This is a genomic window from Kushneria indalinina DSM 14324 (genome assembly GCF_003385845.1).
Taxonomy (GTDB): Bacteria; Pseudomonadota; Gammaproteobacteria; order Pseudomonadales; family Halomonadaceae; genus Kushneria; species Kushneria indalinina.
Genome location: NZ_QRDJ01000008.1, coordinates 550,655 through 566,092, shown reverse-complemented (window position 1 = coordinate 566,092; position 15,438 = coordinate 550,655). Strand labels below are relative to the sequence as shown.

Here is a 15,438-nt window from a genome sequence, read left to right as displayed (position 1 = left end):
GGTAAGACCGCTATGGAATATTGCAAAACTTTTCTGAAATGGCTGCTTTGTTTAAAAGAAAGAGAAAGAACCGTAAAAACAGCGGCTGAAAAGCTACAAATGAGTATGAGGGTTACGGCCAAATGCAGATATAACGCCGCAGTTCGTCTTCAAAGACAAGGGGCTTTTGCCTTTTTTACAACTACTTCTTTGTCTTTAGGCTTAATATTTATTCCTTTAATCCAAAGTGCAGGCGTATCGTTATCGTTCACCCCAGACGTTTTAAATATGATGCAGGTATTCTTAGCTGTATCAGTACTGGTTTATTCTGTAGTAATAGGAACATCTCGATTTGAAGTAAGAGCAGAGACGCTTACTGAATGCGGTGACAAACTTAAAGAATTAATCAGATCGATTGACAAAGACAAAGAAACTAAAATTGTTTTTTCAAACGACGATCTGGCTGCATATCAAGAACGTTATTCAGACATCGTAACTGACACAGAGAATCATATTAGAAGTGACTACGGGCTTGCTATTCTAGAAATGAATAGAGATTACTTTTTTTGCGGCCTGCCTAAATTTAAAATTTTTTTGCAGGCAAATATTCAAAGAGGTTTCCCGTTTATAGTTCCGATTTTTCTTCTATCGATAGAAGTTATTTTCATCACAGATATGATAGGAATCACAAAGGTGCTAACTGAATACTTATAAGATGACTTACACCAAAAAAATATAAATAACTTGCAGATCAGAAACAGCTACCGATCTTTTGAAATACGCATGCTATAAAATATTGTTGTAGCATATCTCTGTAGTTAACCGACGATATAGATACTACCTATAGGTAGCTCATTGAAACATCAGGCGAGCCAGTAGCTCAAGTGATATCAATAACCCAACAGTACAAAACTTTGTAATTTACAGAGGTTGTGGTATACATAGTGGCATACCAACCTTCCAATAAATTTAAAAATTCATAAAAAACAATTTATTCAGACTTAAAAAGAATCCTGACGGGGAGCGCCGTTAAAAAGCACTTTCCAACACTATATTCCCTTTTATATACCTCCCTCTTTTCGCTGCTCTGTTCGATGCGCTCCATCATCAGCAGCAACTGCCCTCTCTACTACGAGCCGGATATAGAACGATCAACAAAAGGCACCGCCGCCTTTCATGAAAAAGAGAGCACTGAAAGCGCTGAATCGAGGAGTCACTGTTTCGCTTAGGCAGGTGATCGCAACGAGTCGATAGCAGGATCCTGACAGCGCTGACCGCACCGACAGCCCGCCTCCAATCGCCAGGTAATATCAGACAGCCACACCACGCCGGTCCATTTTGACTACCGCCCGTTGTCGGGGAGCTGACATCCACCCACGGCACTCTGGTTGTCTTCTGCCGTCTTCTCCTCGCGCCATGGCGTTTGACAGGTGATGCAGGAATTGAGAATCAGATACAGAGCAGGCCGATAAATCCCAGACTTGCGATCAGGAGTTGCCACCAGCGACCGGCGCCCACGGCTCTGGAGGCTGAAGGCGTTAACGCTGCTGGCGCCCGGCGCGATTCGACCGGGGCGGCAAGAGAGATAAAGTGCCCGCCACAGTCCTGACAGGGTTGGGAAGTATGGACCCGTGCGTGGGCGCCACACTCTTCACAAAACACGGTATTGATGCCAAGCAGGGTGCTCATGGGTCTGCCCTCTCCTGTTACGCCATTCGTGTGAACCATCGAGCCCCTTATATCGGCGGAATTGGACGCCGGTTTACTGCGGCGCCAATACCGGAGCTTGTCGCTCACAATAAGCCACTTTATGTAACAAAAAATTTACATAGGTGTGGTGTTATTCGCCCCTGGGTATTACTGCGTCGAATAAAAAAGGGCTAAACCATGTTCAGGCTGACACTTCGCACCGGTCTCTTTGGGGTGCTGGGGCTTTTTCTGGCAATGATGCTGCTACTGGGACTGGGAAGCGCGGCCGCTCTGCAACAGGGACGCACGGCCTTTAATACGCTCTACACGCTCAACATTCAGCAGCTGGGCACGGCCAATACGGTGTACAGCGATCTCATGCGTACCCGGGTGCTGCTGGATACCTATCAGACACAATACAACCGCCTGAAGGTCAAACAGGCGCGCCTCTCCTGGGAAAGTGCAGAAAAAAGCCTTGAGCAGGCGCGCACGGGCTTTGCTCAATGGCCGGCACAGGCACTGCCCTCCCCCCAGCAGGCGCTGGTGGATCAGGTGCGTGCCGATATTACCGCCCTGACCGAGGAGGCGATTACCCCCGCCTTCGAAGCGCTGGCGCAGTGGGATATCTCGCGTTATCAGCAGCTTTCCGAGCAGGCCAACGCGCTCACTGCCGAGCTGGACCAGTCGATGCAACAGCTTGCAGAGGCGGGCAATGCCGGCGTGCTGGCCGCCTCGCAGGGCATGGCACGCAATCTTCAGTGGGTTCAGTGGGGCGGTCCCCTGGCGGCGCTGGTCATGTTCGCCTTGGTCGGGGGCATCGTGATGCTCTCACGCCGATACGTCCTGCGGCCGCTGGATCATATACGCCATACCTTTCAGCGCATCAGCCAGGGCCATCTGGATACCCCCGAACCCATGCGCTGTCGATTGCGTGATATTCGTGATCTCGTCGAGGGAATGATGGGCATGCAGCATGCCCTGCGTGACCTGGCCCGGCAGCTGCAAAAGGACAGCCACGCCCAGCAGGAGGATGCCAGCGCTCTGGCGCGCAACAGTCATGTGCTGGCCGACCAGTGCCAGCAGCAGGAAGGTGCGGTCGAGAAGACCACGGCCGGCATGGCCGCCATCATGGCCAGCGTGGCGCAGACGGCTGACCATGCGCGCCAGTGCCGTGAGCTGGCCGGCGCGACGACAGCCCAGCTGGAAACCGCCAATGGTCAGACGCTCAGGGCCACCGACATGATCGATACGGCGCTGGCCCGATCACGTGAGTCGCTGGACATCATCACCCTGATCGACGCCATCGCCTTTCAGACCAATCTGCTGGCGCTCAATGCCTCGGTCGAGGCCGCCCGGGCCGGAGAGCAGGGGCGCGGGTTTTCCGTGGTGGCCAGCGAGGTTCGTGCCCTGTCCAACCGCTCGGCCGAAGCCGCCCGCAATATCCGTGAACTGATCACCACCACGCATGACACGGTGTCGCAGAGCGCTACCCTGATCAAACAGTCCGAGGAGACGCTTGATCAGGTCGGCGGGCATGCGAAAGCACTGACCGAGCTGCTTGAAGGGATTGCCCACACCAGTCATCAACAGCGCGACAGCGTGCAGCAGATGGAGCACGCCATTCAAAACATTGCCTCCGCTACCCGGCGCAATGCCGCGCTCTCGACGCAGACCCTGGAAGCGACCCGAACGCTTGATGCGCGTGCCCGACAACAGGCGCAAAGTGCCGGTCACTTTCATGTGGCCGACACCCTGGAAGCCGAACACGAGCAGCCCTGCCTGGTAGAGACCACCGATCAGGAGATAACCCGGGACACCCTGCCATCGTCAGATGATCACCAGCGTCATGCTAATGTGCCTGCCCCGCTACCGGCCTGACGTCCGTGCTCCGAGTGGCTTCCCCGGACAGCCCGGCCGCCGGGTTTGGCAAGGGCCCTGTCACGATCGTGCGGGCTTCGTGACGGGGCTTTCCGGACCGGGTCAGCATCAGCGACCACGGCCCTGCTATTGTCGCTTGATCGGTTTAGCCATCCTTCCCGTCGGCGCCATCGCGACCATTCTGTCCATCAGGGCCGCTAACGCCATCGCCGCCCCTGCCACCGTCACCGCCCTTGCCGCCAGCGCCCCCTTTTCCTCCATCACCACCCTTGCCTCCGGCACCGCCGTCGCCCCCATCACCACCCCTGCCACCGTTTTCCCCGTCCACACCCGCCCCGCCATGGCCACCCCGTGGACAGGCCGCCGTGCCGGTTTTGCCGTCTTCTCCCGGTGCGCCATTTAACTGACTGCAATCCGCGGTGTTGTCAGCCGCCAGTACCGGCCCGGCCGCTGCTGTCAGCATTACGGCGCTTGTCACGAGGACTGCTTTTGCAATGTTCATGGAAAGCTCCTTTCGCGTGGCAGGGGTTGTCTCAAGGTTGATCCAACTCTCGACTTTCTCTCTACCTGAAGAAATCTGCAAGACAGGCCCTGCCAACGTCGCTCCGGCGTGCCACCATGACAGTCTCTCCCTGACCATGGGTGTCTCATGACCATCGCTTCTCTCAACGACTGCCGGCACTGGGTGTTCGATATGGATGGCACGCTGACCGTGGGCGTGCATGATTTTCAGCTCATCCGGCGCGAACTGGAAATCCCCGATGACAGCGACATCCTCGAGCATCTTGAGGCGTTGCCTGAGGAAAAACGCCGCGCCAGTCATGCCTGGCTGATGGATCACGAGCGCGAGCTGGCCGGCCGCTCGACGCCGGCCGAGGGCGCGATAGCGCTGATACGGGAACTCTGCGCACGCGATTACCGACTCGGCATTCTGACCCGCAACGCGCGCGAACTGGCCCATATCACGCTGGAGGTGATTGGCCTGACCGACTGCTTTGATCGTAAAGATGTGCTGGGCCGGGAAGATGCGCCGCCCAAGCCGCACCCGGGCGGGCTTGAGCACTTCATCAGGCACTGGGGCGTGGCGCCTTCCGAGCTGGTGATGGTGGGCGACAGCCCGCTGGATATGCAGTGCGGACGCGCGGCAGGCACCCGTACGGTCATGGTCAATGTGCCGGATAACGCCTGCCCCGAGCATACCGATTACCATTTAAAGGACTGCCTTGCCCTGCGGGCGGCACTGCGCCATGCCTGAATCGTCAGAATCACGGCCATTCCCCGGGAATGCCCCGACCCTCGGCTGAGCCAGAGTCAGAGCCACACAGAGAGTCACACAGAGAGTCACACAGAGAGTCACACAGAGAGTCACACAGGAGGTGACGACAACCTGCTCATCGGCGACCCCCGAGGGTGCGGCCGCTATCCTGATGCGACATTCTGCCCCAGAATGGGGCACTTTTTTGTCCAATCAGGAATGTCGTTGCATGTCATCGGTAAGCTTCACGAAAAAGGGGTATCAGGGGGCGCTGGCGCTGGTGGGGCTGTTGCTGGTGGCCATCAACCTGCGACCGGCGCTGACCAGCGTGTCCCCGGTGCTGAAAAATATCGCCGAGGGGCTGTCGCTGTCGCCGGCCGCCCAGGGCGTTTTGACCACGCTGCCGGTCATCTGCCTGGGGCTTGCGGCGCCGCTGGCGCCCAGACTGTCGCGACGCATCGGGCCTGAGCGCACCATCTTTGTCATTCTCATCCTGCTGGCGATCACGCTGCTGGCGCGCCCTCTAAGCGGCACGCTGGGGCTTTTCGTGTTCACGGCGCTGGCCGGTGCCTGTATCGGCATCATGAACGTGCTGCTGCCGGGCATCGTCAAACGTGACTTCCCGACCCGGGTCAGCCTCATGACCGGGCTGTATACCGTGGCGCTCAATCTAGGCGCCTCGCTGGCCGCCGGGGCCACCGAGCCGCTGCGTCAGGCGTTTGGTGAGCAGTGGGAGCCGTCGCTCGCCTTCTGGCTGCTCCCCGCCGTGATTGCCGCACTGGTGTGGATCCCGCAGCTTCGTGTTACCCATACCGCTCGCGTGCGTCCCCCGAGTAGCCACCCTCTGTATCGCAACGCCCTGGCCTGGCAGGTGACGCTTTTTATGGGGCTGCAGTCGTCGCTGGCCTATACGGTGTTCGGCTGGCTGCCGACCATTTTGCAGGACCGCGGCGTGTCCCCGGTCACGGCCGGCCTGGCACTGTCGATCTCGATTCTGTGTCAGGTCATTACCGCCATCCTGGCGCCCTTGATCGGTGGCCGCATGAAGGATCAGCGCGCCGTGCTGATCAGCGTGATGCTGCTCACCCTGTGTGGTCTGGCAGGCTGTCTATATGCCCCGACACAGAGCCTGTGGCTGTGGGTCGTGATTCTGGGTCTGGGCCAGGGCGGCACGTTCAGCATGGCGCTGACGCTGCTGGCGCTGCGCGCGCCGGATGCCGATACGGCCGCCGAGCTTTCCGGCATGGCACAGGGGTTTGGCTACGTGCTGGCTGCCTTCGGCCCGTTGCTGGTCGGCCTTCTGCATGACTGGTCCGGCGGCTGGGACGTCGTGGGCATTCTGCTGGGGCTGATCGGTCTGGGGGCGATGGTCGTGGCGCTGGGCGCGGGGCGTGATCGTCTGGTCAGGCAGCACGACTGATTCAGTGCTGATGCTCCCGGGGCACTTCACACCCCCCGGGGGCTCGACCAGACGGTACTCCCACGCTCAATGCATGAAGTCAGCTCATCGGCAAAGCACACATCGGCACAATGTCTGGCTTCGCATCAAAAAAACTGTTCTACACTCCGCGTGCCCTTATCGATAAAACAACGACCCTCAGAGGATCCCTTGCGCTCAGTCTCCTGGCGACAAGCACTGACCCGATGTGTCATGGCGCGTCTTTCCGATCGTCATTTCACCATGCTGCGCCACCGGCGCGCTTTCGGCGTGCTGCCCGACCTTTCAAACCCCAAAACCTTTAGCGAGAAGATCGGCTATCGCAAGCTCCATCCGACGCCGTCGATGTCGGTACTGAGCGACAAGATCGCCGTGCGGGACTACGTGCGCGAGCGTATCGGCGAGCAGTACCTGATCCCCTGCTACGCCACCGCCGATGAGCTGACGCCCGAACTCCTGAAGGCACTGCCCGACCGCTTTGTCATGAAGGGCAACCACGGCAGCGGCTACAACCTGCTGGTCGAGGACAAGTCCGATTGGACGTTTCCCGAGCTCTACGACATCTCCCGGAACTGGCTGGATGACGACTTCTCGCGCGTCAATCGCGAAACCCAGTATCGCGCCATCAAGCCTCGGCTTTTGTTCGAGGAGCGCCTGGGCAGTGACCCCGTGATCCCCCCCAGCGACTACAAGTTTCACTGCTTTCGCCGCAACGGCGAACTGACCGTCATTGTTCAGATCATGGTGGGGCGCTTTCAGGAAGGCGGCCATCAGCGCGTGTGCCTCACGCCGGACTGGCAGCCTGTACGCGTTGAAACCCGGGAGATCGAGGACGTCTCGACCGTTGAGAAACCGGCAGGCTTTGACCGGGCGCTGGCACTGTCCGAGCAGCTGTCGGAAGGCTTTGATTACGTCCGGGTGGATTTCTACATCCTTGATGACGAGATCTATTTCGGGGAGCTGACCTTCACCCCCGGCGGCGGTTTCATGGAGCTGATCGACCGTCAGGTGGATCACTATCTGGGCAGTCTTTTCAGTATCGATCGCGAAATGGCACGAGCCCGTCAGGTCGCGCTGTAACGTGCCAGCAGGGTCGTGTCTTCAAGCACTTTTTAAAACACTTTTTCAAAAACATTCAGGGAACGCTCATGACTTTCGGCAAAACGCTTCGCATGCTGGCGCTGGCCGGCGCCGCCGCTTTTCCTCTCATCTCTCAGGCCGCGCAGGCCGAGCCGGCATCAAAAACGCTTCGTGCCGCCTCCGATGTCGGCTACCCCCCGTTTGCAACGGTAAACCCGGACGGCGGCTATCGCGGCTTTTCGATCGACCTGGTCAACGAGCTGGCAAAGCGTCTGGGCTATGACGATGTCGATGTCATGGATGTGCAGTTCAGCGGCATCTTTGGCGGCCTTTATGCCGACCGCTACGACATGATTCTGGCCCCCACCGACATCACCCGTGAACGCGCCGAAAAGATGCTCTTTACCGAAGGCTACATGGACAATCAGCTCGGGTTTCTGACCACAGAAGATACCAGCATCGAGGGTCCCGAAGGGCTTGAGGGCATGACGATTGCCGTCAACAGCGGCTCGGTAGCAGAAAACTGGGCCAGCGAGCATCAGGAGGAGTACGGCTTTGACGTTCAGCGCTACGACAAGAATACCGACGCCGTGCAGGCGGTCATGAGCGGTCAGGCAGACGCCAACATCGCAGGTGGCCCGACGGCCAGCCATATTGCCGAGCAGCAACCGCGCCTGTCCGTGGCGTTTGATGTCGGCACCGGCACCACGGTGGGACTGGTCTTTTCAAGGGAAAATCGCGAACTGCGTAACCGCGCGGATCGTGCGATCGAACAGATGAAGGCCGATGGCACCCTGGTAGAACTCTACGAGAACTGGTTTGGCAGCAAGCCGCGCCCGGGCAGCGCGATGACCATGATCTCGGTGGGTCACGGCCAACCCGGTATGCCCGGCTATGAGCTGACCTTTGATCAGAAGGACCAGACGCCCTGAGGCGTCGTGACGCTCTGATGGACAAACACATGGAGAACCGTATGGATACGACCCCATGACTCCGATACTGAGTGCTCAGGGCATCAGTCGACACTTTGGCAGCATCACGGCGCTATCGCCCTCCGATCTCGACGTGGCACCGGGGGAAGTCGTGGTCCTGATCGGCCCGTCGGGGTCGGGCAAGTCCACACTACTACGCTGCCTGAACCTGCTGGAGCCCCCCGATAGCGGCGAAATCCGGTTCCGGGATCAGTGCATTACCGAGCAGGGCGTCAACCTGGATCAGGTGCGTCGCTCGATCGGCATGGTCTTTCAGCAGTTCAATCTTTACCCGCACATGACAGCGCTGGGCAACGTCACGCTGGCGCTGCGCCGGGTCCATCGCCTGAGCAGGGAAGATGCCCGGACACGCGGCATGGCCGCACTCGAGGAAGTCGGGCTGGCCAAACAGCATGATGCTCATCCGGGGAATCTGTCCGGCGGTCAGCAGCAGCGTGTCGGTATCGCCCGTGCGCTGGCGCTCGATCCCGACATCATGCTCTTTGATGAGCCGACCTCGGCGCTGGACCCGGAACTTGTCGGCGAAGTGCTTTCGGTGATGCGTCGGCTGCGCGACAGGAAGATGACCATGGTAATCGTCACCCATGAAATGGGATTTGCCCGTGATGTGGCCGATCGCGTGGTCTTCATGAACGAGGGGGCCATCATCGAACAGGGGCCACCCGAGACGCTGTTTACGGCACCCACCCAGCCGCGTACCCGTGAGTTCCTGAGTCGCCTGATGGAGCATCGCTAATGGATCAGGTGCTCGATCTTTATTTCGATTTCGACACCATGCAGCGCTTTTTCCCGATGCTGTGGGAAGGGTTTGTGCTGACGCTGCAGATGACGCTGCTGGTGGTCAGTATTGGCATCGGTACCGGACTGTTGCTGGCGCTGTTGCGTGCGTTCGGTGTGCGCCTGATCAACTGGCCCATGCAGTTTCTGGTGGATTTTCTGCGCGCCGTGCCACCGCTGGTGGTGATCATGTGTGCCTATTTTGCCCTGCCCTACGCCGGCCTGAGCCTCTCGCCCTTTGTCGCAACAGTGGCCAGTCTGGCGCTGATCCTGGCGGCTTTCGCCGAAGAGATCTTCTGGTCCGGCATTACCTCGGTCAACCGCGGGCAGTGGGAGGCCGGGCGCGCCACCGGTCTGAACTTTTTCCAGACTCTGGTACATATTGTGCTGCCCCAGGGCGTACGACTGGCCGTGCCGCTTTTGACCAACCGGACCATCGAGATCAGCAAGTCGACCTCGCTGGGCAGTGCCATCTCGGTCTCCGAGATTCTCAATCAGGCGACCAATGCGCAGTCCATTGTCGCCAACCCGTCGCCACTGACCCTGGCAGCGCTGATGTATGTGGTGCTTTTCGTGCCGCTGGTGGCCATGAGCCGCTGGGTCGAACGCCACTATCGCTGGCAGCATTAAAGGAGCCGGTCGATGGGGTCTTTTACAGAAATGTTTTTCAATCTGCAGACACTGATCGAGTACTGGCCGATCATGCTGCGCGGGCTGGGCTGGACACTACTGCTGGCCGTCATCATTGTGCCCATGGGCCTGGCCGCCGGCATGCTGATCGCCACGCTCAATTTTCTGCGTCGGCGATGGCTAACGCCCTTCCTGATCGCCTATGTGGATTTTTTCCGTGCCTTCCCGCCGCTGGTGCTGCTGATCTTTATCTACAACGGGGCACCGTTTCTGGGCGTGACACTTTCGCCCTTCACGGCAGTGGTGGTTGCCCTGACGCTCAACAGCGCCGGTTACTATGGCGAGATACTGCGGGCGGGCCTGGCTTCCATCGGCCGCGGGCAGATGGAAGCCGCACGCTCCACCGGGCTTTCCCGACTGCAGGCGCTGCGATTCATCATCGCTCCGCAGGCCCTTCGCAACGTGCTGCCGGAACTGGTCAGCAACACGCTTGAGCTGGTGAAGGCCACATCGCTGGCCTCGGTGGTCACCCTGCCGGAACTGCTGCGCTCGGCGCGCATCGTGCAGGGCATGGCCTATAACCCGACGCCACTGATTGCGGCCGCCCTGATCTACTTCCTCATGCTCTGGCCACTGGTGCGGCTGCTGTCACGTCTCGAACGGCGCGTGGCCAGTCGCTGACAACGAGCCGCAACAGAGACGACACAAAAAACGCCCCGCGGATGCGGGGCGTTTGGGATAGCACGTTACTGTTGCGGCTAACGCCTCAAATACCTGCCACCCCTGCCTCAATGAGTACCCGGCTTCCCGAGCGCCGCGCGCGCAGCCGCTCAACATAGTCCTTCAATCGCGGCGTTTCAGTTATCAGTGCCCCCATGGCAGGCAGCCTAAAGAGGTAATCGAGCATGGGCACTGCAATGGCATCGGCAAGGGTAAAGCGATCCGTCACCAGGTATTCCCGGTCACCCAGCTGCGTTTCCAGAAGCGCCAGCGTGCGCTTCACTTCCGGCTCGGCTTCCCTGACCCTGTCCATTCGCACCGTGCCGTCTTCGCCCTTCGGGATGGCAAACTCCAACAGATAATCACGTACCAGGGTCTGGTCGATATACAGCGACAGGATGGCTGCCCACTGGTCGACCTGTGCACGCATCCATGGATCGTCGGGCTGAAGGGCCGGGCCATCAAACACAGCATCAAGATAGCGACAGATGCTGACGGTCTCAATCAGGTGACGATCACCGTGGAGCAGAACCGGCACCTTGCCGAAGGGGTGCCAGTCAAGGTGCTGAGCACCCTTGAACTCGATGTCCTCACCGTCCACGCGAGTCCCGACCGTGTAGGGAATACCCTTCTCCTCGCAGCATAGCTGTACGCTACGCACGAAAGTACTGAACTGCGGACCGAAAATATGGATCTGGTTGTTCATGCTTTCTTACTCGCAAGGCTGGTGGCGAAGCCAGGAGCGTATCAGAAATGGTTCATATGTCATGAGTGACGCGAGTCAATCGCTCAAGCACCATAAAAAACGCCCCGCAGATGCGGGGCGTTGGGTATGGCCATGACCGCCGGCTGATCAGCTCAGGCGCTGCATGTAGTCGACATAGCCAAAGGTTCTGACCGTTCGGATCTCGCGGCTTTTTTCATCGATCCGGCAGATCGAGGGCAGACGAATGCCGTTGAAGGTGGTGGTCTTGACCATGGTGTAGTGCGCCATGTCGGTAAAGACCAACCGATCGCCGATCTCAAGCGGTGCGTCAAAGGCGTAGTCGCCGATGACATCGCCGGCCAGACAGGTCATGCCGCCCAGACGATAGGTGTGCGCCTTCTCGCCCGAATGGCCAGCGCCGATGATTTCGGGACGATACGGCATCTCCAGCACGTCCGGCATATGCGCCGTGGCGGAGGTGTCGAGAATGGCGATCGGCCCGTTGTTGTCGACGATGTCCAGCACGGTCGCGACCAGATAGCCGGTATTGAGCGCGATCGCCTCGCCCGGCTCCAGATAGACCTCCAGGTGCGGATAGCGCGCGCGAAAGTCACGAATCACGCGCACCAGCCGCGCCACATCGTAGTCATCACGGGTAATGTGATGGCCACCACCGAAGTTGACCCAGCGCATATCCTTCAGATACTGGCCGAACTTCTGCTCGAACGCCGCCAGTGTCTCTTCCAGCGCGTCGCTGTTCTGCTCACACAGGGTGTGAAAGTGAAGCCCTTCCAGCCCGTCGAGATCACCAGGGGCTATATCGCCCGCGCGAGTGCCCAATCGGGAGCCCGCCGCGCAGGGATCATAAAGCGCGACGGCCCCGGTGGAATGCTCGGGATTGACTCGCAGCCCACAGGAGGGACGACGCGGCGACGACGCGACCGTGTCGCGATGACGCCGCCACTGCCCCGGCGAGTTGAAGCTCAGATGATCCGCGTAGCGCAGCACTTCCGCCATTTCGGCCTCGGTAAAGGCCGGCGAGTAGACATGCACTTCGCCGCCGAAGGTCTCGGCCCCCAGGCGCGCCTCATCCTGCCCACTGGCGGTGGTGCCGACCAGATACTGGCGTACCAGCGGAAAGCTGTCCCACAGGGCAAAGCCCTTGAGCGCCAGCAGGATTTTTGCCCCGCTGTCCTTTTGCACCTGGCCAAGCCGTTCGAGATTGCGCCTGAGCAGCGCGTCATCGACCACATAGGCCGGAGACGGGCAGGTGTGGATGTCAAAGTCGATGCGTTCGTCGATCATCAGCCCAGCGGGTCCTGATCGGGGTCGAGCTCGACCATCTGCCAGGGCAGACCCATATCACCGATGCGCTCCATGAAGGGGTTCGGATCAAGCTGCTCGACGTTGAACACGCCCTCACCCTTCCAGATGCCTTCCAGCATCAGCATGGCGCCGGTCACCGCTGGGACACCGGTGGTAAACGAGATCGCCTGGGACTGCACTTCCTCATAGCACTTCTCGTGATCGCAGATGTTGTAGATATACACCTTGCGACGCTTGCCATCCTTGATGCCGTCGAGAATAACGCCGATGTTGGTCTTGCCCTTTGTACGCGGCCCGAGCGATGCCGGGTCCGGCAAAACGGACTTCAAAAACTGCAGCGGCGAGATCTCGCAGCCGTTGACGCTGATCGGCTCGATGCTGGTCATGCCGACGTTTTCCAGCACCTTCAGATGCGTCAGGTATTTCTCGGAAAAGGTCATCCAGAAGCGAATGCGCTCGATGCCCTTGATGTTCTGCGAAAGCGATTCCAGCTCTTCGTGATAGAGCAGGTACAGATCCTTTTCGCCGATACCGTCGAAATCGAAGGTGCGCTTTTCGGCCAGCGGCGCGGTCTCGACCCACTCGCCCTTCTCCCAGTAGCGACCGTTCGCGGTGATCTCGCGAATGTTGATCTCGGGATTGAAGTTGGTGGCAAACGGATAGCCGTGATCGCCACCGTTGGCATCGAGAATGTCGATGCGGTGGATCTCGTCAAACAGGTTTTTCTGGCCATAGGCGCAGTAGATGTTGGTCATGCCCGGGTCGAAACCGCAGCCGAGCGTGGCCATGTTGCCTGCTTTCGCGTAGCGATCCTGAAAGGCCCACTGCTCCTTGTACTCGAACTTCGCCTCGTCGGGATGTTCGTAGTTGGCCGTGTCCAGATAGGGCACGCTGGTGCGCAGGCAGGCTTCCATGATGGTCAGATCCTGATAGGGCAAGGCCACATGAATCAGGACATCCGGCTTGAACGATTCAATCAGCGCGACCAGTGCTTCGACATCATCGGCATCGACCTGCGCAGTCTGAATAGGGCGCGAAAGCTGGTCGGCGATTGCCTTGCACTTGGCTTCGTTGCGGCTGGCAAGGCAGATCTCGCCAAACACTTCAGGATGCTGCGCACACTTGTGGGTAACAACGCCACCGACGCCACCGGCGCCAATAATCAGAACCTTGTTCATGGAGTCAATTCCAGATCGGGAAAGTCAACAGTGGTAAGGGTCTTATCGGTAGTGGGCAACCAACTTTTCATCAGAAAGATTCAGCACACCCCGACCCGATGCCACCCCGGTCGTGGTCTCGCCGACCCGTTGGGCATTGTGGCGAGAAGGCCGCCGATGATGGCCTTGCCGGCCGCCGGTCTCAAGTGTTTTTACATTAATATATGACCGTTGATGCGCGTGACAGGAGATCTTCCGGCGTCAATGGGGAAACCTTGAGCCCCGACCATCGAGGGGATGCATCCGTATCAAAATGTCTTTACCATACTGGGGTATAGTATCTAGAGACGTTGTCATGCCGCATTCACCTGCTGCCAAAAAGCGTGTTCTTACCCGGGTGCGTCGCATTCGAGGCCAGTGCGAGGCGCTGGAACGTCAGCTGGAAGCCGGCGCCGAGTGCGCCCCGATTCTTCAACAGATCGCGGCCATGCGCGGTGCCATCAACGGTCTGATGTCAGAGATGATGGAAACGCATATTCGTGAGACCTTCGGTGATGCCGCCGCCAGCGACGAAGAGCGTACCGCTCGCGCTGATGAGATGGCCTCACTGATCCGTTCCTATCTGAAATAGCCTGTGGTCTGGTCATCAGACCCTTCGCAACCTCAAGGAGAGTCACTTGAAATCACGTGCTGCTGTCGCCTTCGGGCCGGGCAAACCGCTCGAAATCGTCGAAATTGATGTTGAACCGCCCCGCAAGGGTGAAGTGCTGGTGCGCATTACGCATACCGGTGTCTGCCATACGGATGCCTTCACGCTCTCCGGCGATGATCCGGAAGGTATCTTCCCGGCCGTGCTGGGCCATGAAGGTGGCGGTATCGTCGAGGCCGTCGGCGAAGGCGTGACCAGCGTCCAGCCGGGCGATCACGTCATTCCGCTCTATACCGCCGAGTGCGGTGAGTGCAAGTTCTGCCGCTCCGGCAAGACCAACCTGTGCTCGGCCGTGCGTACCACGCAGGGCAAGGGCCTGATGCCGGATGGCACCACGCGCTTTTCCTACAACGGTGAGCCCATCTATCACTACATGGGCACCAGCACCTTCAGTGAGTACACCGTGGTGGCCGAGGTGTCGCTGGCAGTGATCAACGAGGAAGCGCCGCTGGAAAAGGCCTGCCTGCTGGGCTGTGGTGTCACCACCGGCATCGGGGCGGTCCACAACACCGCCAAGGTCAAGGAAGGCGATACGGTCGCCATCTTCGGTCTCGGCGGTATCGGCCTTGCCGCCATTCAGGGCGCGGTTCAGGCGAAGGCCTCGCGCATCATTGCCATCGACACCAACCCGGACAAGTTCGAGCTGGCACGCTCCATGGGTGCCACCGACTTCGTCAACCCGAAGGATCATGATCGCCCGATCCAGGAAGTGATCGTCGAAATGACCGACGGCGGCGTGGAGTTCAGTTTTGAGTGCATCGGCAATGTCGATGTCATGCGCTCGGCGCTGGAGTGCTGCCATAAGGGCTGGGGCGAGAGCATCATCATTGGTGTGGCCGGCGCCGGTCAGGAGATCAGCACCCGTCCCTTCCAGCTGGTGACCGGTCGCGTCTGGAAAGGCTCCGCCTTTGGTGGCGTCAAGGGCCGCTCGCAGCTGCCGGGCATGGTCAACGACTATCTGGGCGGCAAGATCGATCTGGATCCGTTCGTGACGCATACCATGCCGCTGGAACAGATCAATGAAGCCTTTGAGCTGATGCATGAAGGCAAGTCGATCCGGACCGTTATCCACTACTGATCGCCTTGATCGATCGATGGGATA

16 protein-coding genes are annotated in these 15,438 nt (G+C 59.1%); 11 read left to right on the top strand and 5 right to left on the bottom strand.

Annotation, left to right across the window (positions count from 1 at the left end; translation table 11 throughout):
* Positions 1-12 precede the first annotated feature (12 nt).
* Positions 13-693: an SLATT domain-containing protein gene (locus tag C8D72_RS13545; protein WP_115854949.1), complete on the top strand. Its 681-nt coding sequence runs from the start codon at positions 13-15 to the stop codon at positions 691-693.
* Positions 694-1,428: 735 nt separating this feature from the next.
* Here the strand turns inward: C8D72_RS13545 and C8D72_RS17385 are convergent.
* A complete protein-coding gene (locus C8D72_RS17385) occupies positions 1,429-1,668 on the bottom strand; it encodes a hypothetical protein (RefSeq protein WP_147301539.1) in 240 nt (79 codons plus the stop codon).
* A 198-nt stretch (positions 1,669-1,866) separates the two neighbouring features.
* Between C8D72_RS17385 and C8D72_RS13540 the strand changes: the two genes are divergently transcribed.
* On the top strand, positions 1,867-3,546 hold the full coding sequence (locus C8D72_RS13540) for a methyl-accepting chemotaxis protein (protein ID WP_115854948.1): 1,680 nt from the start codon (positions 1,867-1,869) through the stop codon (positions 3,544-3,546).
* 145 nt (positions 3,547-3,691) lie between these two features.
* Here the strand turns inward: C8D72_RS13540 and C8D72_RS17610 are convergent, their stop codons facing one another.
* A complete protein-coding gene (locus C8D72_RS17610; protein ID WP_211308850.1) occupies positions 3,692-4,048 on the bottom strand; it encodes a hypothetical protein in 357 nt (118 codons plus the stop codon).
* Positions 4,049-4,195: 147 nt separating this feature from the next.
* Here C8D72_RS17610 and C8D72_RS13530 point away from each other — a divergent pair, with 147 nt between their 5' ends.
* From C8D72_RS13530 to C8D72_RS13500, 7 genes are all read left to right on the top strand, one after another.
* On the top strand, positions 4,196-4,801 hold the full coding sequence (locus C8D72_RS13530; protein WP_115854947.1) for an HAD family hydrolase: 606 nt from the start codon (positions 4,196-4,198) through the stop codon (positions 4,799-4,801).
* A 229-nt stretch (positions 4,802-5,030) separates the two neighbouring features.
* Positions 5,031-6,221 carry a CynX/NimT family MFS transporter gene (locus tag C8D72_RS13525; RefSeq protein ID WP_115854946.1) on the top strand — a complete coding sequence of 397 codons (1,191 nt, stop codon included), beginning with the start codon at positions 5,031-5,033 and terminating at the stop codon, positions 6,219-6,221.
* 231 nt (positions 6,222-6,452) lie between these two features.
* The gene (locus C8D72_RS13520; RefSeq protein ID WP_170140606.1) at positions 6,453-7,319 is read left to right on the top strand and encodes an ATP-grasp fold amidoligase family protein; all 867 of its coding nucleotides are present in this window, start codon (positions 6,453-6,455) and stop codon (positions 7,317-7,319) included.
* Positions 7,320-7,387: 68 nt separating this feature from the next.
* Positions 7,388-8,251 (top strand): substrate-binding periplasmic protein, encoded by an 864-nt coding sequence (locus C8D72_RS13515; RefSeq protein WP_115854944.1) that lies wholly within the window; start codon positions 7,388-7,390, stop codon positions 8,249-8,251.
* A 55-nt stretch (positions 8,252-8,306) separates the two neighbouring features.
* Positions 8,307-9,047, top strand: a complete 741-nt coding sequence (locus tag C8D72_RS13510; protein ID WP_115854943.1) for an amino acid ABC transporter ATP-binding protein — start codon at positions 8,307-8,309, stop codon at positions 9,045-9,047.
* Positions 9,047-9,718, top strand: coding sequence for an amino acid ABC transporter permease (locus C8D72_RS13505; RefSeq protein WP_115854942.1), 672 nt, complete (start codon positions 9,047-9,049; stop codon positions 9,716-9,718). Before C8D72_RS13510 ends, C8D72_RS13505 begins: the two co-directional genes overlap by 1 nt.
* Positions 9,719-9,730: 12 nt before the next feature.
* Positions 9,731-10,399: an amino acid ABC transporter permease gene (locus tag C8D72_RS13500; protein WP_115854941.1), complete on the top strand. Its 669-nt coding sequence runs from the start codon at positions 9,731-9,733 to the stop codon at positions 10,397-10,399.
* Positions 10,400-10,484: 85 nt separating this feature from the next.
* On the opposite strand, the gene C8D72_RS13495 is transcribed toward C8D72_RS13500, so the two are convergent.
* The 3 genes from C8D72_RS13495 to C8D72_RS13485 form a co-directional block, all read right to left on the bottom strand.
* A complete protein-coding gene (locus C8D72_RS13495; RefSeq protein WP_115854940.1) occupies positions 10,485-11,144 on the bottom strand; it encodes a glutathione S-transferase family protein in 660 nt (219 codons plus the stop codon).
* Between the two features lie 147 nt (positions 11,145-11,291).
* On the bottom strand, positions 11,292-12,449 hold the full coding sequence (nspC, locus tag C8D72_RS13490; RefSeq protein WP_115854939.1) for a carboxynorspermidine decarboxylase: 1,158 nt from the start codon (positions 12,447-12,449) through the stop codon (positions 11,292-11,294).
* Positions 12,449-13,648, bottom strand: a complete 1,200-nt coding sequence (locus tag C8D72_RS13485) for a saccharopine dehydrogenase family protein (RefSeq protein WP_115854938.1) — start codon at positions 13,646-13,648, stop codon at positions 12,449-12,451. The genes nspC and C8D72_RS13485 overlap by 1 nt, the downstream gene beginning before the upstream one ends.
* Positions 13,649-13,982: 334 nt before the next feature.
* Here C8D72_RS13485 and C8D72_RS13480 point away from each other — a divergent pair, with 334 nt between their 5' ends.
* Together C8D72_RS13480 and C8D72_RS13475 are read left to right on the top strand one after the other, a co-directional pair.
* On the top strand, positions 13,983-14,258 hold the full coding sequence (locus C8D72_RS13480) for a metal/formaldehyde-sensitive transcriptional repressor (protein WP_115854937.1): 276 nt from the start codon (positions 13,983-13,985) through the stop codon (positions 14,256-14,258).
* Between the two features lie 46 nt (positions 14,259-14,304).
* Positions 14,305-15,414 (top strand): S-(hydroxymethyl)glutathione dehydrogenase/class III alcohol dehydrogenase, encoded by a 1,110-nt coding sequence (locus C8D72_RS13475; RefSeq protein WP_115854936.1) that lies wholly within the window; start codon positions 14,305-14,307, stop codon positions 15,412-15,414.
* The last annotated feature ends 24 nt before the right edge of the window (positions 15,415-15,438 follow it).